At 68.1% G+C, this 16673-nt stretch carries 16 protein-coding genes; 12 read left to right on the top strand and 4 right to left on the bottom strand.

Features of this window, described 5'->3' with window-relative positions:
* Positions 1–7 precede the first annotated feature (7 nt).
* Positions 8–661: a GntR family transcriptional regulator gene (locus tag ACQP2E_RS11380; protein WP_433830638.1), complete on the top strand. Its 654-nt coding sequence runs from the start codon at positions 8–10 to the stop codon at positions 659–661.
* A gap of 7 nt (positions 662–668) precedes the next feature.
* Here ACQP2E_RS11380 and ACQP2E_RS11375 read toward each other — a convergent pair whose 3' ends face one another.
* Positions 669–2120 carry an aldehyde dehydrogenase family protein gene (locus ACQP2E_RS11375; RefSeq protein WP_433830636.1) on the bottom strand — a complete coding sequence of 484 codons (1452 nt, stop codon included), beginning with the start codon at positions 2118–2120 and terminating at the stop codon, positions 669–671.
* A 93-nt stretch (positions 2121–2213) separates the two neighbouring features.
* Here ACQP2E_RS11375 and ACQP2E_RS11370 point away from each other — a divergent pair, with 93 nt between their 5' ends.
* A complete protein-coding gene (locus ACQP2E_RS11370; protein ID WP_433830634.1) occupies positions 2214–3332 on the top strand; it encodes an acyl-CoA dehydrogenase family protein in 1119 nt (372 codons plus the stop codon).
* Here the strand turns inward: ACQP2E_RS11370 and ACQP2E_RS11365 are convergent.
* Entirely contained in the window at positions 3329–4006 is a 678-nt protein-coding gene (locus ACQP2E_RS11365; protein WP_433830632.1) for a hypothetical protein, read from the bottom strand. The genes ACQP2E_RS11370 and ACQP2E_RS11365 overlap by 4 nt on opposite strands.
* Before the next feature lie 12 nt (positions 4007–4018).
* Positions 4019–4951, bottom strand: a complete 933-nt coding sequence (locus ACQP2E_RS11360; RefSeq protein WP_433830630.1) for an ATP-binding protein — start codon at positions 4949–4951, stop codon at positions 4019–4021.
* 568 nt (positions 4952–5519) lie between these two features.
* On the opposite strand from ACQP2E_RS11360, the gene ACQP2E_RS11355 reads away from it, so the two are divergent.
* From ACQP2E_RS11355 to manD, 8 genes are all read left to right on the top strand, one after another.
* The gene (locus ACQP2E_RS11355; protein ID WP_433830628.1) at positions 5520–5873 is read left to right on the top strand and encodes a GntR family transcriptional regulator; all 354 of its coding nucleotides are present in this window, start codon (positions 5520–5522) and stop codon (positions 5871–5873) included.
* The gene (locus ACQP2E_RS11350) at positions 5870–6736 is read left to right on the top strand and encodes a DUF1648 domain-containing protein (RefSeq protein WP_433830626.1); all 867 of its coding nucleotides are present in this window, start codon (positions 5870–5872) and stop codon (positions 6734–6736) included. Before ACQP2E_RS11355 ends, ACQP2E_RS11350 begins: the two co-directional genes overlap by 4 nt.
* A 79-nt stretch (positions 6737–6815) precedes the next feature.
* Positions 6816–7820: a LacI family DNA-binding transcriptional regulator gene (locus ACQP2E_RS11345; RefSeq protein WP_433830624.1), complete on the top strand. Its 1005-nt coding sequence runs from the start codon at positions 6816–6818 to the stop codon at positions 7818–7820.
* A 143-nt stretch (positions 7821–7963) separates the two neighbouring features.
* Entirely contained in the window at positions 7964–9040 is a 1077-nt protein-coding gene (locus tag ACQP2E_RS11340; RefSeq protein ID WP_433830622.1) for an extracellular solute-binding protein, read from the top strand.
* Positions 9037–10083 carry an ABC transporter ATP-binding protein gene (locus ACQP2E_RS11335; RefSeq protein ID WP_433830621.1) on the top strand — a complete coding sequence of 349 codons (1047 nt, stop codon included), beginning with the start codon at positions 9037–9039 and terminating at the stop codon, positions 10081–10083. The genes ACQP2E_RS11340 and ACQP2E_RS11335 overlap by 4 nt, the downstream gene beginning before the upstream one ends.
* Positions 10080–10967 (top strand): ABC transporter permease, encoded by an 888-nt coding sequence (locus ACQP2E_RS11330; RefSeq protein ID WP_433830619.1) that lies wholly within the window; start codon positions 10080–10082, stop codon positions 10965–10967. The genes ACQP2E_RS11335 and ACQP2E_RS11330 overlap by 4 nt, the downstream gene beginning before the upstream one ends.
* A complete protein-coding gene (locus ACQP2E_RS11325; RefSeq protein ID WP_433830617.1) occupies positions 10964–11797 on the top strand; it encodes an ABC transporter permease in 834 nt (277 codons plus the stop codon). The genes ACQP2E_RS11330 and ACQP2E_RS11325 overlap by 4 nt, the downstream gene beginning before the upstream one ends.
* On the top strand, positions 11794–13002 hold the full coding sequence (manD, locus tag ACQP2E_RS11320) for a D-mannonate dehydratase ManD (protein ID WP_433830613.1): 1209 nt from the start codon (positions 11794–11796) through the stop codon (positions 13000–13002). The genes ACQP2E_RS11325 and manD overlap by 4 nt, the downstream gene beginning before the upstream one ends.
* 91 nt (positions 13003–13093) lie before the next feature.
* Here manD and ACQP2E_RS11315 read toward each other — a convergent pair whose 3' ends face one another.
* The gene (locus ACQP2E_RS11315) at positions 13094–13558 is read right to left on the bottom strand and encodes an ASCH domain-containing protein (RefSeq protein ID WP_433830611.1); all 465 of its coding nucleotides are present in this window, start codon (positions 13556–13558) and stop codon (positions 13094–13096) included.
* A 458-nt stretch (positions 13559–14016) separates the two neighbouring features.
* Between ACQP2E_RS11315 and ACQP2E_RS11310 the strand changes: the two genes are divergently transcribed.
* The gene (locus tag ACQP2E_RS11310) at positions 14017–15417 is read left to right on the top strand and encodes a basic amino acid/polyamine antiporter (protein WP_433830609.1); all 1401 of its coding nucleotides are present in this window, start codon (positions 14017–14019) and stop codon (positions 15415–15417) included.
* Between the two features lie 14 nt (positions 15418–15431).
* Positions 15432–16673, top strand: a complete 1242-nt coding sequence (gene arcA, locus ACQP2E_RS11305) for an arginine deiminase (RefSeq protein WP_433830607.1) — start codon at positions 15432–15434, stop codon at positions 16671–16673.

Genomic DNA, 16673 nt, shown 5'->3' with positions numbered 1-16673 from the left:
TCACGCCGTGGTGATTCCTGCTGAGCGGCCCCAATTGTCGGAGGAGGTCGCTGCCACCCTGCGCGGCCGGATCATGTCGGGTGACCTGCGGCCAGGCGCCCGGATCCGCCTCGAAGAGGTCGCCGCGCAGCTCGGCGTCAGCATCACGCCGGTGCGCGAGGCCCTGCTGACGTTGCGCGGTGAGGACATGGTCGAACTCGAACCCCGCAAAGGGTACGTGGTGTCGCCCCTGTCGAAACAGGACGTGCTCGACGTCTTCCAGCTGCAGGGCGACATCGCCGCCGAGCTGGCCGGCCGGGTCGCGGAGCGGATCACCGGGCTGCAACTGGCCGAGATCACCCTGAAGAACAAGGCGCTGGCCCGCGCCCGGCGTACCGATGAGATCGAGCGGCTCGAGTTCGAGTTCCACCGGGCGATCAATCTGATCGCGGACGCCCGGAAGCTGAGCTGGTTCCTGCACACGGCGACGCGGTACACGCCGGCCCGGTTCTACGCCGCCGACCCGGGCTGGCGAGCCGGCATGGTGGAGGATCACGAGGCGCTGCTCGTGGCGTTCGGCTCGGGCGACGGCGCCGCCGCCCGGACCGTGATGACCAGGCACTTCACCGACGGCGCCCAGCTGCTGGTGAAGCACCTGGACGACCTCGGCCTCTGGGAGTGAAAACGGATCATCGGGCGTGACGGAACCGGAACAGTTTGCGGGCCCGGTCCAGCGCCACCGGGTCCCGGTCCAGGCGCATCAGGTCGATCAGCGGCGCGAACCGGCGCCACGTCACGGCCTGGGCCCGGCTGAACTCGCGCAACCCGTCGGCGCCGTGGATCCGGCCGAACCCGGAGTCACCCACCCCGCCGAACGGCAGTGACGGCACCCCGGCGAACCCGAGCACCGAGTTGATCGAGACAGCGCCGGTTCGGATCTGCCGGGCGAGCGCGGCGGCTCGTTTCGTGTCGGCAGTGAAGATCGAGGCGGCCAGGCCGTACTTCGACGCGTTGGTGAGCCGCACCGCCTCCGCCAGATCGGCGACCGGGTTGACCACGAGCGTCGGGCCGAACGTCTCCTCGGTCACCGCGGCGCTCTCCTCCGGCACCTCGGCGAGCAGCACCGGCGTCACATAGGGCTCGCGGATCGACTCGACGCCACCGACCACGGCACGCCCACCGGCTGCCAGGGCGTCGGTGACGTGCGCACGGACGATCTCGGGTTGCTCGGGGGTGGTCATCGGACCGTACGCATCGGTCTTCACGTTCCCGGCGAGGTCCGCCAAGCGCTGCAGGAAGTCCTGGTAGACGGCCCGCTCCACATAGACCCTCTCGACCCCGGCACAGGTCTGGCCGGCGTTGCCAAAACCACCGAAGGCGGCGGCCCGGGCGGCCACCTCAAGATCAGCGTCGGCCGCGACGATCATCGCGTCCTTGCCGCCGCCCTCCACCACGATCGGCGTGAGCGACCGCGCGCACGCCGCCATGACCAGCCGCGCGGTGGCCGCCGATCCGGTGAAAGCGATCTTGTCAGGGGTGGCGCCGACAAGGGCCGCGCCGGTTGTCCCGTCCCCCACGACGACCTGGAGCACCGGGTGCTCGGGCACGGCCGTGGCCCACGCCCGCGCAAGCCAGACGCCGACGCCCGGCGTGTGCTCACTGGGTTTGAAGACCACCGCGTTGCCGGCGGCGAGCGCATAGGAGACGGAGCCGAGCGGCGTATAAACCGGGTAGTTCCACGGGCCGATCACACCGATCACACCGAGCGGCCGGTATTCCAGAGCGGCGGCCTGGTCGGCGGCGAGCGTGCCGCTGCGAACCCGGCGGCGGCGCAGCACCGTGCCGGCGTTGTGCGCGGCCCAGTTCAGATGCTCGACCGCGAGCATCACCTCGAGCAGCGCGTCGCCGACCGGCTTGCCGGTCTCCTCGTGGATCAGCGTCGCGAGTTCGTCGGACCCGGCCGCGATCGCCCGCTTCCATGTCAGCAGCCGATCACGCCGGGCGCCGGCCGCGAGACCGGACCACCACTCCGCGGCGATCCGGGCCTCGGCGACGGCTTCCTCAACCGTTTTCGCGTCGGCGATCTCGTACTCCCCCAGCAGCTCGGCTGTCGTGGGATTCAAGGAACGCAGGGTGGCCATCGTAGTGCCTCCGACCGCAGATTTGATATTTGATATGTTACTTTCACTGTCAATACCCGTCGCTACCTGCACGAATCTTCGGGAGAGATTGACATGGCTATCGATCTGACCGACGAGCAACGCGCCTTCACGGAGGCGGTCGCCGAGTTCGCGAAACGCCAGGCCGGCACCCGGGAGCAGCGCGACGCGCTCACCGACAGCGGCCGCCACGCCCATCACCAGGGCACCTACCAGCAGATGGCCGATCTCGGCTGGATCGAGGGCGCCGTCGAGAGCATGACCGGCACCGTTCTCTTCCTCGAACAGATCGGGTACGGGCTACTGCCGGTCGGCGGGTTCCCGGTGTCCGCGATCGTGGCCGCCGCGGTCGCCCGTTCCGGGTCCGACGAGCAGAAGAAGGCCGTGCTCGGCGGGTTCACCGGCGGCCGCTCGTACTCGATCGCCATGTCCGAACCGGAAGCCGGCTCCGACGTCGCCAACCTGTCCTGCCGGGCAGTCGCCGACGACGACGGCTACGTGATCAACGGGCAGAAGACCTGGATCTCCAACGCGCACTTCGCCGACGCGATCCTGCTGGTCGCCCGCACCGGCGGCGCACCCGGCGAGCACCAGGGGCTGACCATGCTGCTCGTTCCGGCCGACACCCCCGGCCTGCGGATCAGCGGCATCGACACGATGGGCGGCAGGGAGGTCAACGACCTCTACTTCACCGATTGCCGGGTGCCGGCCGACGCGGTGGTCGGCACGGCCGGCAAGGGCTGGTGGCAGCTGATGGCCGGCCTCAACGTGGAACGGCTCATCCTCGCCGGCCTGATGCTCGGCACCGCACAGCGCGCGTTCGACGACACACTCGCGTACATCAAGGAGCGCAGGCAGTTCGGCCGCCCGATCGGCACGTTCCAGGTGCTCCGGCACCGGATCGCCGACCTGGCCACCGAGATCGAGTGCTGCCGCCTGCTGGTGCGCCGCACCGCCGAGCTGGTCGATCGCGATCCGTCACGGGTGCTGCCCCGGGAGAGCTCGATGGTCAAACTCAAGACCACCGAGGTGGCCCGCGAGGTCGCCCTCGCGGGCATGCAGATGATGGGCGGTTACGGGTACGCGACCGAATACGACATGGAACGGCACGTCCGCGCCACCCTCGTGTCGACGATCTACGGCGGGACCAGCGAGATCCAGCGGGACATCATCGGCAAAACCTACGGCCTCTAGAAAACCGATGCCAAAAGCAGCAGAACGAGCGTGATCCCGAGGTTCGCCAGGATCGCCGTGACGATGCCGAACCAGCCGCGATCCCGCTCCTTCGCGGGATCCGGCTCGGCGCTCGCCCACGGGCGGTCACGGAAGAGCCAGAAGGCCAGACCGATTCCGTACGGAATCAGCGCGACCATCCAGAACCAGTACCACCGCGTCCCCCGCACCGGCGCCGGCCCACTGATCACCACGACGAGCGAGGTGAGGGCGAGCACGAGGCTGATCCCCTGAAGCCAGCTGCTCCACGGAACCAGCACGTCCGACTGGGGTTGCTGGACGAGTTGCCGCGCGATGGGTGCCGCGCCGCCGCCGTGCGGAGCGCCGTCGATGACCACGGACTCCTGATCGACGGCGGCGAGCGAGGTGTCCGTCCAGTACACCCGCTGGTCGCTGGTGCGCCAGACGAACCACGGCGCGGCATTACCCTTCCGGCTCAGCGTCTTGGGCTCGAACCAGCGGTCACTGCTGTCGTTCCAGCTGAAGCCCCACTCGTAATCGCGCACCTCGCCGCTGCTCACCGCGGCGAGCGCACGCTCGTAACTCACCTCACGCGGGGTGGTCCACCAGGTCAGTGCGGCACCGGCGATCCACAGCAGGACGACCAGGATCCGCGCCACGCCCCAGATCTTCACCGCTCGATCCTGTCAAACCTCCGCCAGCTGCGTGCTGACGTCACCGTGGGCGCTGCGCACCCACCCTTTCTGCGCCATTCGCAAATGGAGGGTACGCATCAAAGCATCCCGCCGTTCCCCGGGCATCTCCCGGCCACGGGCGTGCGCGGCGATCGCGGTGAGCGCTCCGTCGTCGTCGAGATCGGCGGGCCGGGGCGGCACACCGGCCTGCCGGGCCCGCCGCAGACCGGCCTGGTTGGTCAGCGTGGCGAGGGGCTCGCCACCCAGTTCCCGGGCCAGATAGTCGCGGTCGGTGTCGTCGGCGACCTTGTTGCCCACCACCGCGACCACGTCGCCGACCCCGGCCGCCTCGGCCAGCTCCCGGTAACGCCGCGCCACCGACACCGACTCGGGTGTTGGCTCGGCGACCACCACGATCACGTCGAACTGGGCGTGCAGCGAGTTCGCGAACGCGTCGGTGCCGGCCACCATGTCGCAGACCACCCAGTCATGCTGTTCGAGGCTGATGTGCGAGAGCAGGTTCTCCAGGATCGCCAGGTGCCCGTGATAACACCCGGAGCCGATGTCCTTCGCCTCGTAGGTGCCGACGTGCAGCACATGCGCCGCCTCGTCCAGCCTCGTGGCGTGCCCGGCGAGGACGGGATCCGTCTCGTCGAGAGTGACCAGGTGCGAACCCGGCCCCGGCGGGGTGGTCGCCACGAAGTGCTCGACGCCGGCCACCCGGGGATTGCTGCCGAGCAGATGGGTACGCACGCGGCGCACGTTGTCCGGGTGCGACAGGGCGGTCTCAGCGCCCGCGTCCACGCCGAGCAGCGGCGCGAGGTGCACGTTGACGTCCGCGTCGATCGCGAGGACACGCTGCCCGGTGGCCCGCAGGTGCCCGACGAAGAGGGCAGCCAGGGTGCTCTTGCCACTGCCACCCTTGCCCGTAAAAGCGATTTTCATTTTCAACAGAGTAGTGGCGTAACCCTCCCCCGCAACCACCTTCGCCCCAACCCACTCATCGTGGCGTCGACATACGCCAATACCCGCCCGCCCCTGCCCCACCCCCACCCCCATCCCCTGCCCACCCCGCCCGCTTCCCGCTCCCAGCCCCACGTCGCCCCACGTCGCCCCTCGCCCAGCCCCACGTCGCCCCTCGCCCAGCCCCACGTCGCCCCTCGCCCAGCCCCACGTCGCCCCTCGCCCAGCCCCACGTCGCCCAGCATCGCCCCACCCCACGTCGCCCAGCAGCCGACGAGTGCTCGCTCGCCCGCAGCCGGGGCGCTCGTTCGCCGCGCCGGAGCGCCCAGGGCTATAACCTTTTTCGGTCCTACACCCACTGCGGGTGTGTCCACACCCGCAGTGGGTGTGGCATGCGAATCGCATTACCTCCCACCCCGCGCCGCCGCCTGCGCCTCGCCCCACCCCACCGCGCCCCACCCCACCGCGCCTCGCCCCACCGTCGAGCCGCGCTGTGCCGCGCTGTGCTGGTCGGGATTGACGAGTATAGTTGTTATAGTAGTATGCAAACATGTTGTTCCGCGTGGACGTGGCGGCTGCCGAGCCGCTTGCCGATCAGATCGCCGCTCAGGTGCGTGGCGGGATCATGCGTGGCGAGCTGGCCGCCGGTGAGCGGCTGCCCGCCGCCCGGGAGCTGGCCGAGGTGCTCGACGTCAACCTGCACACCGTGCTGCGGGCGTACGGCCGGCTCCGCGACGAAGAGTTGATCGAGTTGCGCCGGGGCCGGGGCGCGGTGGTCCGAGGTGACGCCGACGCGGCCCGGCTGCGGCTGGCGGAGCTGGCGCGGCAATTCGTGCGAGAGGCCCGGAAACAGGGCCTCGGCGAGACGGAGATGTTGGAGATCGTTAAGGGGGCACGACCATGAGACGACTGTGGGCCGCTGCGGCGGCGGTGTGGCTGCCGGTGGCCGCGACGGCGGGGACCGGGACCTGGCTGAGTGATCTGCCGGATCGGATCGCCACGCATTGGAACGGCTCGGGAGCAGCAAACGGATTCAGCTCGGCGACCGGGTTCTGGGTGGGCACACTGATCGCCGGGGTGCTGGCCGGCATGGTCGCCCTGGTGGCTGCCGCCGTGACCGCATCGGCATTCAGGAGCGCGAACGACTCAGCGGGCGGGAAGACCACTGACGACCCGGCGCGGGACGTGCGGCGGGTCGCCGCTGGGCGTACCTCGGTGATCGGAGCCGGCGCTGTCGCCGGGGCCGCGACCGGGGTCTGGGTTGCCACCGCGACCGCGGCGCTTGCCGACTCGACCGACCCGCGCCCGGGCTGGCGTTTCGGCTATCTCGCGATTGGCCTGGCCTGGGGGCTGGCGGTGTGGCTGATCGCCGGGCGTGCGCCTCGGATCGACGTGCCCGCACAGGAGCCGGTGGACGCGCTCGCTCTCGGACCGACCGAGCGGGCGGCGTGGAGCACCACCCTGCGGTCGCTGCTCCGGGTGACCGTGGACCGGCGGGGTCTGCGCCTGACCACCGCGGTCGGTGGCTTCGCGTTCAAGCGGATCGCGCTCGACGAGATCACCGGCGCCGAGGTCGCCGAGATCAATCCGATCGAGTGGGGTGGCTGGGGTTACCGGGTGAAGCCAGGCAGCAGCGCGCTCGTCCTGCGCGGCGGGCCGGGACTGGTGCTCCAGCTGCGTGACGGCCGCCGGTTCGCGGTGACCCTCGACGACCCGCGCACACCTGCCGCCCTGATCAACGGTTTGCGGGCGAACAGCACCAACTGACAACGCCTTGACAATTTCCTGAAAACGATTCCAGACTGGCCCCACCGATCGATTGTCATAAATGATCAGGGGGTCCGCCATGGCGGCGACCATCAAGGACGTGGCCCGGCTCGCCGGTGTCTCGGCGTCCTCGGTCTGCCGGGCCCTGGCGAAACCCGAGCAGGTCAGGCCGGAGACCCGCGAGCGGGTCGAGCGGGCCGCGAGCGATCTGGGTTACTACCCGAACCGCGCGGCCCGCGGCCTGATCACCGGCCGGACCGCGAACATCGGCGTGGTGCTGCCGGACCTGGCGAACCCGTTCTTCCCCAGCGTGGTGAAGGCGATACAGACCCAGGCCCGGCGGTTCGACTACGCCGTCTTCCTCAGCGACACCGACGAGGACCCGGCGCTCGAAGTGCCGCTGATCCGGGCTCTCGCCAAGCAGGTCGACGGGTTCCTGCTCTGCTCACCCCGGGCCGGCGACGAGGAGTTACGCGCGTTCGCCGGCCACACCCCGATCGTGGTGCTGAACCGGCGGGTCACCCCGTTCCCCTCGGTGACCGCGGACAGCGCGGACGGCATGCGCCAGGCGATCGGGCATCTGCACGCTCTGGGGCACCGCCGGGTCGCGTACGTGGCCGGGCCCCGCACGTCCTGGTCGAACCGTGATCGGCTGCGCGGCCTTCGTTCGGCCACCAGCACGTACGACATGGAATTGATCGAGGCCGGCAACGTGGCGCCGACGGTGGACGGCGGCGCTGCCGTCGCCGACCTGGTCGCCGCGTCGCCGGTCACCGCCGTGATCGCCTACAACGACCTGGTCGCGCTCGGTCTGCTCAACCGGTTCCGGGCGCGGGAGATCGCGGTGCCGGAGCGGATCAGCGTGGTCGGTTTCGACGACATCCTGCTCGCCGGCCTGGTCACGCCCGCGCTGACCACGGTCGCGATCGCCAAGGAACAGATCGGCCGCACGGGGGTCGATCTGTTCCTTGAGCTCCTCAAGAACGACGAGCTGCTCAAGAACGACGAAGGCCGCAAGCCGCCGCACAAGCGAACGCCTACTCAGCTCATCGTGCGTGCCTCCACCGGGCCCGCACACCTCTGACACAGGAGAAGGCCATGAAAGGAAAGGTCACTCTCAGTCTCGCTGCGATCATCACGTTATCCCTGGCCGCGTGCAGTCCCCCAGAATCCGATGGGGGTGCAACCGGCACCGACGGACCCGTACCCGACAAACCCACGAAGGCGGTGACCCTGAACGTCCTGGACGTGGCCGGGAACCTCCAGCTCACCCAGGGCATGATCGACGACTTCGTGGCGAAGAACTCCGACGTGGTCGAGAAGGTCACCTACACCAAGGCCACCGCTCCCGAGCTGGTCGGCAAGATCAAGGCGCAGCAGGACGCGAACCGGGTCGACATCGACCTGGTGCTCACCGGCGTCGACGGCCTCGCGGCCGGAATTGATCAGGGCCTCTGGCTGCCGCTACTGCCCGCCCACGCGAGCCGGCTCACCGGAATGGCGGCCTATCTGCCCGGCGCCGCCGCCATGCAGGAACTCGCCGGCGACAACGGCGTGACGGTCACCTATTACCCGTCCGGGCCGCTCATCGAATACCTGCCCGGCAAGGTGCCGAGCCCACCGAAGAACGCGCAGGAACTGCTCGATTTCGCGAAGGCCAACCCGGGGGCCGTCCAATATGCCCGCCCGTCGAACTCCGGGCCGGGCCGCACGTTCCTGATGGGTCTGCCGTACCTGCTCGGTGACAGCGACCCGAAGGACCCGGAGGGCGGCTGGGACAAAACCTGGGCGTTCCTGAAGGAACTCGACGCGCAGATCACCCTGTACCCGTCCAGCACCAGCGAGACGATGAAGAATTTGGCCAACGGCTCGGCGAAAATCATCCTTTCGACGACCGGCTGGGACATCAACCCGCGGGTGCTCGGTACCGTCCCGAAAGAGGCGAAGATCGGCACCCTGGAAGGGTTCCATTGGGTGACCGACGCGCATTACGCCGTCGTGCCGAAGGGTGTGTCGACCGACAAGCAGGCAGCCGTCCTCTCCCTGCTCGCCTCGATGCTCACCCCGGAACAGCAGGCCAAGGCGTACGACAAGGGCTATTTCTTCCCCGGCCCGGCAATCAAGGACGTGCCGCTGACCATGGCGCCGCAGGAGAGCCAGCAGGCGATCTTCGAATACGGGCGGCCGGAGTACACCGATCTCATCGCGAACAACCCCCTGGAAGTGCCGCTCGACGCGAAATCCCTGGTTGCCGCATTCGACCGCTGGGACCGTGAAATCGGCGGTTCGAAGGTCAAGAAGTGACACGCTTCGAGCGGCTGCGCCTGGACGGCGTGACCAGGCAGTTCGCCGGCGTCGACGCGCTGAGCGAACTGAGTCTGGAGATCCAGCGGGGCGAGTTCATCGCCCTGCTGGGCCCCTCCGGCTGCGGAAAGTCGACCGCGTTGAACTGCCTGGCCGGTCTGCTGCCGCTCACCGCCGGCAGCATCTGGCGCGATGACGTCCGGCTGGACACGCTGCCACCGGAGCGACGCGGTTTCGGAATGGTCTTCCAGAACTACGCCCTCTTCCCGCACATGTCCGTCCAGAAGAATGTGTCCTTCGGTCTGCAGATGCACGGCGTGGCTCGCGCCGAGACGCGCCGCCGGACCACCGACGCGATCCGCCTCGTGCACCTCGAGGAACACGCGGCGAAACTGCCCGGCCAGCTCTCCGGCGGCCAGCAGCAACGCGTCGCCATCGCCCGTGCCGTCGTCATCGAACCGTCGCTGGTCCTGATGGACGAACCGCTCTCCAACCTCGACGCGAAACTGCGCCTGGAGATGCGTACCGAGATCCGCCGCCTGCACCAATCACTCGGCCTCACCACCGTTTATGTCACGCACGATCAGGAGGAGGCCCTTTCGCTCTCCGATCGTCTCGTGGTGCTCCGTGCCGGCCGGGTGCAGCAGATCGGCACGCCGGAGGAGGTGCACACCCGCCCCGCCAATCGGCACGTCGCCGATTTCATGGGCTACCGCAATCTCCTGCCGGGGCGCGCTTCCAGCGGCGCCTCCCTCCTTCTGGACCCTTCCGGGGTACGCGTGAAAGGGACACCGATCGAGTCGGTGAACGACGGTGATCCGGTGGTGGCGGCGATCCGTCCCGAGGACATCCGTCTCGACGGCGATCTGGAGGCGACCGTGGACGTCGTCGAATATCAGGGCCGGGAATTCACCGTCGAGGCGCGCACCGACGACGGGCTGATGCTGCATCTGCGTACCGGCACGCGGCTTTCCGTCGGCGACAAGGTGAGAGTGGGCTTTCCGGCGGATCGGCTGCTCATATTCGGTTCGGACGCGCCATGACAGCCGCTACCGTCGCTGTCCGGCACCGGCTCGCCGAACGCGGCGTGGACCGGCAGATGCTGCTGCTCGTGCCGGCCACGGTGTTCGTCGTGGCGCTGTTCATCTACCCGTTCGGGTACGGGATCGCGGTGTCACTTCAGCCTGCCGAGGGTGGTGTGCTCGCGGCCTACCAGGCGTTCTTCGCTGACGCGTACCAGCGGGACACGATCGGGACAACGCTCGTCATCGCGCTGCCGGCGGCGCTGCTCAACGTCGTCGCGTCGGTGCCGATCGCCTATCGAATGCGCGGGCGGTTCCGTGGCAAACGGCTGCTCACCACGATTCTCGTCGTACCGATCACGCTCGGGACCGTGCTGACCGCCGAAGGCCTGCTCAACTTTCTCGGGCCGGCCGGGTGGTTCAACCGGTTCCTCATGACGGCAGGGCTGACCGACGCTCCGGTGCGGCTCACCAACAATTACTGGGGCGTGTTCTTCTCGCTCGTCATCACGGGCTTCCCGTTTGCTTTTCTGCTTGTTCTGTCGTACCTGTCCGGCATCGATCCGAGCCTGGAACGCGCGGCCGCGACGCTCGGCGCCGGCTGGCGCCAGAGGTTTTTCCGGATCACGCTTCCGCTGCTCGCGCCGGGACTCGCCACCACGTTCTGCCTGACGTTCGTGCTCGCGTTCAGCGTCTTTCCGTCGGCGATCCTGGTCGGCGACCCGTCCGGCAGCACCCGGGTCATCTCGATCGCGGCCTATGAGGCGGCATACGTCCGATACGACTATGCCGGCGCGTCGGCCGCCGCGATCATCATGGGCGCCGTCGAACTCGTTGTCATCGCGATCGTGCTCGGATTGCGGGGCCTGCTCTACACCGGCTCGACCGCGGGAGGGAAAGGATGAGGCGCTCCATTGTCGCCTCACCCGCCGCCTGGCTCGTGTGGGGCACGGTCACCGTCTTCTTCGTCTTCCTGACCGGCATCATCGGTTCGGTCGTGGTCAATTCGTTCGGGCTGCGCTGGTTCGACTCGTGGCTGCCCGAGGCGTACACCACCGATTGGTACGGCCAGGCGTGGGACGAATTCACCCTGTTCCCGGTTCTCACGGTGACGCTGATCGTCTGCCTGCTCGTCGCCGGCATCTCGGTGCTGGTCGGGGTGCCGGCCGCTTATGTGCTGGCCCGGCGTTCCTTTCCGGGCAGCCGGATTCTGTACCTGCTGTTCCTGCTGCCGATCCTGATGCCCCCGATCACCTATGGCATCCCGCTCGCCACGGTGCTCTACAAGTACGGCCTGGCGGGTCACCTCTCCGGTGTCGTACTCGCCAATCTGGTGCCGTCGATCCCGTTCGTCATCCTCACCATGACGCCGTTCATCGAGCAGATCGACCCGGCGGTGGAACGGGCGGCGCGGATGTGTGGTGCGCGTACCCGTCATGTCTTCCATCGGATCCTCGCCCCGCTGCTGATTCCCGGCATCCTGGCGTCGGTGATCCTCGTGGTGGTCCGCACGGTCGGCATGTTCGAGCTGACATTTCTGACCGCCGGGCCGGATTCGCAGACCCTCGTCGTGGCGCTCTTCTACTCGATGTCGGCGGCGGGCATCCGCGCACAGCAGTCGGTGGACGCGATGGCCGTCATCTACTGCGTGATGATGCTGACGCTGCTGGTCGTGGCCCTACGGTTCGTCAATCCCACCCAGTTGGTCGCACGGGTCAAGGAGGATCCGGAGTGAGAATCGTCGAAGCACGGGTGATCGTCACCTGCCCAGGCCGCAATTTCGTGACCCTGAAGATCGTGACCGACGAAGGGGTCACCGGGGTTGGGGATGCCACGCTGAACGGACGGGAACTGTCCGTCGCGTCCTATCTGGAGGACCACGTGGTGCCGGCGCTGATCGGCCGTGATCCGTCCCGGATCGAGGACATCTGGCAATTCCTGTACAAGGGCGCGTATTGGCGCCGAGGGCCGGTGACGATGACCGCGATCGCGGCGGTCGACACAGCGTTGTGGGACATCAAAGGCAAGGTGGCCGGACTGCCGGTGTATCAGTTGCTGGGCGGGAGATCCCGTGAGGGCGTGACCGTTTATGGCCACGCGAACGCGGACGACGTCGAGTCCGTCCTGTCGGAAATTTCGTCGTATGTGGCGCTCGGCTATCGCGCCGTCCGCGTGCAGACCGGCATCCCCGGACTGGAGTCGACCTACGGTGTCGGCGGCGACAAGATGTTCTACGAGCCGGCCGACGCCGCGCTGCCGACCGAGAACATCTGGTCCACGGCCCACTATCTCGAGCACGTACCCAAGGTCTTCGCCGAGGTCCGCGCCGAGTTCGGCCCGACGCTGAAGCTCCTCCACGACGTGCACCACCGGCTGACCCCGATCGAGGCCGCGCGGCTGGGCCGTTCGCTGGAGCCCTACGCGCTGACCTGGATCGAGGACCCGGTCCCGGCCGAGCTGCAGGAGGGCTTCCGGCTGATCCGGCAGCACACCACGACCCCGATCGCGGTCGGCGAAGTGTTCAACTCGATCTGGGACTGCCAGGAGTTGATAACGTCGCAGCTCATCGACTACATCAGGACGACGGTCGTGCACGCGGGCGGGATAACCCACCTGCGCCGCATCTTCGACCTGGCGGCGCTCTATCACGTCCGCAGCGGCTCGCACGGCGCGACGGATCTTTCCCCGGTGTGCATGGCGGCGGCGCTGCACGTGGACGTGGCGATCCCGAACTTCGGCCTCCAGGAGTACATGCGCCATACCCCGGAGACCGACGAGGTCTTCCCGCACGGCTACCACTTCGCCGGCGGATACCTGCATCCGTCCGAGGAGCCCGGCCTGGGGGTGGACATCAACGAGGAGCTGGCGGCGAGATATCCGTATCGCCCGGCGTCGCTTCCGGTCAATCGCCTGGAAGACGGAACGATGCACAGCTGGTAGGAGACGGCGTACACACCGCCCGGATGGTTCTCGTGCTCATTACTTCCCACGGTGGGCGCTTTGGGGAGTTGAGTGTCGCCGGGAGTCGGGATCAGTCGGCAAGGTCGGGCGGGTAGACCACCTGGAAACGCTCGAAGAGGGTCTCCTCCCGCTCCTCGTCGAACGGGGTGCCCTCAGCTGCGCAGACTCGGGTGAAGTAGTCGCGGTGGGCGGCCATCCAACCATCGCGAGTCCGGTCATTCTCGCCCTCGGCGTAGGCGAACTCGTCCGTCACGCTGGCGAACGAGCCCATCCGCAACTCGACCGTGCGCAGCACCACCCGCGGCCGGCCGACCCCGTCGCAGACGATCCAGTGCACGCCGATCCTCGGCAGCGGCTCGTCCCCGAACTGCCGGGCCAGTGACGCTGTCGCGCGCTTGCGGCCATCGATCACCAGAGCCAGCAGGGCATCGGCCATCTCTGCTGAGTCGCCGAAGCGTTCGACGGTGTATTCGCCGGTCAGGCTGGAGGCGACCCAGAACTTCGCGGCGGCCTCTACGTCGAGGGGTGCAGACATGCCGCCCATCCTGCCAAACCCCCGATCCGACGGGTCGGCTCGATCCGACGGGTCGGCTCGATCCGACGGGTCGGCTCGATCCGACGGGTCGGCTCCTGGCGCAGACCGGGCGGACACAGGCCGGGCGGACACAGGCCGGGCGGACACAGGCCGGGCGGACGCCTTCCCCGACCTGGACGAAGGCACACGGAGGCTCGAACTCGCGTAGCCAGGAGCACACGGATGCGCTTCGTGTGCCCGGGACACGGCCGTGGCGTAGCTGAGACCCCACGATGGGATTGTGTGTGCCCTCATCCGCGCGGCGAGTGCGCGCCCAGGCGAGCTGAAGGCCGGCCGGCAGAATCCGGCTGTCGCTCACGGTCGCCATGAACGACAGCCAACGGGAGCGGGCCGGCGAGCGGGAATCATCCGAAAAGGATGAGTCAGCGGGGGGCCTGGTGAATCTAGCGTCCTGAGCTGTGACGGCTACCCAGACATCGACCACCCAGAAGCTGACTCTGCTGACGATGACCTCGATGGTCGTGGGTGGCATGGTCGGTGCGGGTGTGTTCTCGCTGCCGCGACGGTTCGCCGAGGAGACCGGTGTCGTCGGGGCGCTGATCGCGTGGACGATCGCCGGGGCCGGCATGTTGATGCTGGCGTTCGTCTTTCAGACCCTGGCGATGCGCAAACCTGACCTCGATGCCGGTGTTTACGCGTACGCGAAAGCGGGTTTCGGCGAGTATCTCGGGTTCTTCTCGGCGTTCGGGTACTGGGCGAGTGCCTGCGTCGGGAACGTGACGTACTGGGTTCTGATCATGTCGACCGTCGGGGCTGTGGCGCCGGCGTTCGGTGAGGGTGACACGTTGCTGTCGGTGCTGTGCTCCACCGCCGGCATCTGGCTCTTCTTCTATCTGGTGCAGCGTGGTGTGAAGGACGCGGCGGTGCTGAACCGGATCGTGACGATTGCCAAAGTCGTACCCATCATTGTCTTTGTCCTTCTTGCTCTTTTTGCTCTTGATCCTGCGGTCTTCGCTGGCAATCTGCGCGGCGGCACCGATTATGGTTCGCTGTTCGAGCAGGTCAAGGGCACGATGCTGGTGACCGTGTTCGTGTTCCTCGGTGTCGAGGGCGCGAGTGTGTACTCACGGCATGCAGCGCGGCGGCAGGATGTCGGGCGGGCCACGATTCTCGGGTTCGTCAGCGTGTTCGCGGTGTTCGCGTCGGTCACCATCGTGTCGTACGGAATCCTCCCGGCCACCGAGATCGCGCAGCTCCGCCAGCCCTCGATGGGCGGGGTTCTGGAAGCCGCCGTAGGCGGATGGGGCATGGCGTTCGTCAGCGTCGGCCTGATCGTCTCGGTGCTCGGCGCCTATCTGGCCTGGACGCTGATGGCCGCCGAGGTGCTGTACGTGGCGGCGAAGGACGACGACATGCCGCGGTTCCTGGGCCGCACCCGGACCGGTGACGTGCCGTTCAACGCCCTGCTGCTGACCAGCATCCTGGTGCAGTTCGTCCTGATCGTCACGTATTTCTCGTCGGACGCGTTCAACTTCGCGCTTGATCTGACCAGCGCGCTGAGCCTGATCCCGTTCCTGCTCGCCGCCGGTTATGCCTTGCGAATCGCCGAGAAATCCGGCGAGAAACTCATAGCCGTGCTCGCCGTGGTCTACACGATCTTCCTGCTGGTCGCGGCCGGGCCGAAGTTCCTGCTCGTCTCGTTCATCGTCTACGCCCCGGCAACCCTGCTGTTCGTCAAGGCACGTCGCGAGCAGGGCCGGGAGCTGTTCTCCGGCCGGGAACTCGTCATCCTCGCCGTCTCCGTGATCGGCGCGATCGCCGGCATCACCGCGCTCGCCGCGGGCTGGATTTCCATCTGAAGGGGGCCATTCCCATGTCCACCAACCTCGGCGTGTACTCGGAAGTCGGACAGCTCCGCAAGGTTCTGGTCTGTGCACCCGGTCTGGCGCACCGCAGGCTCACCCCGACCAACTCCGACGACCTGCTCTTCGACGACGTGATGTGGGTGGAGAACGCCCAGCGCGACCACGGCGACTTCGTGAACAAGCTGCGCGGCCGCGGCGTCGAGGTGGTGGAGCTGCACGAGCTGCTCGCCGAGACGGTGGCCATCCCGGAGGCGAAGTCGTGGCTGCTGGACCGCAAGATCGTGGCGAACGAGGTGGGTCTCGGGCTGGTCACCGACACCCGGGCGTTCCTCGACGAGCTGAAGCCCCGTGAGCTGGCCGAGTTCCTGATCGGCGGGCTGGCGACAAGCGACCTGCCGGACGACTTCCGCTCCGGGTACGTGGCGCTGGCCCGAGAGGCGACCGGCGCCCGCGAATATCTGATGCCGCCGCTGCCGAACACGCTGTACACCCGGGACACCACGTGCTGGCTGTACGGCGGGGTGACGCTGAACCCGCTGTACTGGCCGGCCCGGCACGACGAGACGCTGCTGATGAAGGCGATCTATACGTTCCACCCGGACTTCAAGGGCGCCACGGTGTGGTGGGGCGACCCGGAGCAGGAGTGGGGGCTGTCCACGTTCGAGGGCGGCGACGTCATGCCGGTCGGTAACGGCGTGGTCCTCGTCGGCATGAGCGAGCGGACGTCACGGCAGGCGATCACCCAGGTGGCGGCGTCGCTGTTCGCTGCCGGCGCGGCCGAGCGGGTGGTGGTGGCCGGGATGCCGAAGCTGCGGGCGGCCATGCACCTGGACACGGTCTTCACCTTCGCCGACCGGGACATCGTCACCCTGTATCCGACCATCATGGACGCGGTGCACACGTTCAGCCTCTACCCCTCCGACCGGGAGCCCGGGGTGGACGTCGTCGACGAGGGCGACCGCAAGTTCACCGAGGTGGTGGCCGAGTCGCTCGGTCTCAAGGCGCTGCGGGTCATCGAGACCGGCGGTGATGTGTACGCGTCCGAACGCCAGCAGTGGGACAGCGGGAACAACGCGGTGGCCGTCGCACCGGGCGTCGTCTTCACCTACGACCGGAACACCACCACCAACACGCTGCTGCGCCGCGCCGGCGTGGAGGTCATCACGATCGTCGGCGCGGAGCTGGGCCGGGGCCGGGGTGGCGGGCACTGCATGACGTGCCCGCTGATCCGTGACGCCGTCGACTTCTGA

Origin of the sequence: Actinoplanes sp. CA-015351 (genome assembly GCF_050955685.1) — a bacterium.
Classification (GTDB): Bacteria; Actinomycetota; Actinomycetes; order Mycobacteriales; family Micromonosporaceae; genus Actinoplanes.
Note: the sequence above shows the minus strand (reverse complement) of the source record. Positions and strands in the feature narration are given on the sequence as shown.

What these genes read in the sequence shown, in the direction of transcription:
- ACQP2E_RS11325 (WP_433830617.1), top strand. Translation starts at nt 10,964, where the DNA reads ATGAGGCGCTCCATTGTCGCCTCACCCGCCGCCTGGCTCGTGTGGGGC.
- ACQP2E_RS11375 (WP_433830636.1), bottom strand. Translation starts at nt 2,120, where the DNA reads ATGGCCACCCTGCGTTCCTTGAATCCCACGACAGCCGAGCTGCTGGGG.
- ACQP2E_RS11330 (WP_433830619.1), top strand. Translation starts at nt 10,080, where the DNA reads ATGACAGCCGCTACCGTCGCTGTCCGGCACCGGCTCGCCGAACGCGGC.
- ACQP2E_RS11370 (WP_433830634.1), top strand. Translation starts at nt 2,214, where the DNA reads ATGGCTATCGATCTGACCGACGAGCAACGCGCCTTCACGGAGGCGGTC.
- ACQP2E_RS11350 (WP_433830626.1), top strand. Translation starts at nt 5,870, where the DNA reads ATGAGACGACTGTGGGCCGCTGCGGCGGCGGTGTGGCTGCCGGTGGCC.
- ACQP2E_RS11315 (WP_433830611.1), bottom strand. Translation starts at nt 13,558, where the DNA reads ATGTCTGCACCCCTCGACGTAGAGGCCGCCGCGAAGTTCTGGGTCGCC.
- arcA (WP_433830607.1), top strand. Translation starts at nt 15,432, where the DNA reads ATGTCCACCAACCTCGGCGTGTACTCGGAAGTCGGACAGCTCCGCAAG.
- ACQP2E_RS11345 (WP_433830624.1), top strand. Translation starts at nt 6,816, where the DNA reads ATGGCGGCGACCATCAAGGACGTGGCCCGGCTCGCCGGTGTCTCGGCG.
- ACQP2E_RS11360 (WP_433830630.1), bottom strand. Translation starts at nt 4,951, where the DNA reads ATGAAAATCGCTTTTACGGGCAAGGGTGGCAGTGGCAAGAGCACCCTG.
- ACQP2E_RS11355 (WP_433830628.1), top strand. Translation starts at nt 5,520, where the DNA reads ATGTTGTTCCGCGTGGACGTGGCGGCTGCCGAGCCGCTTGCCGATCAG.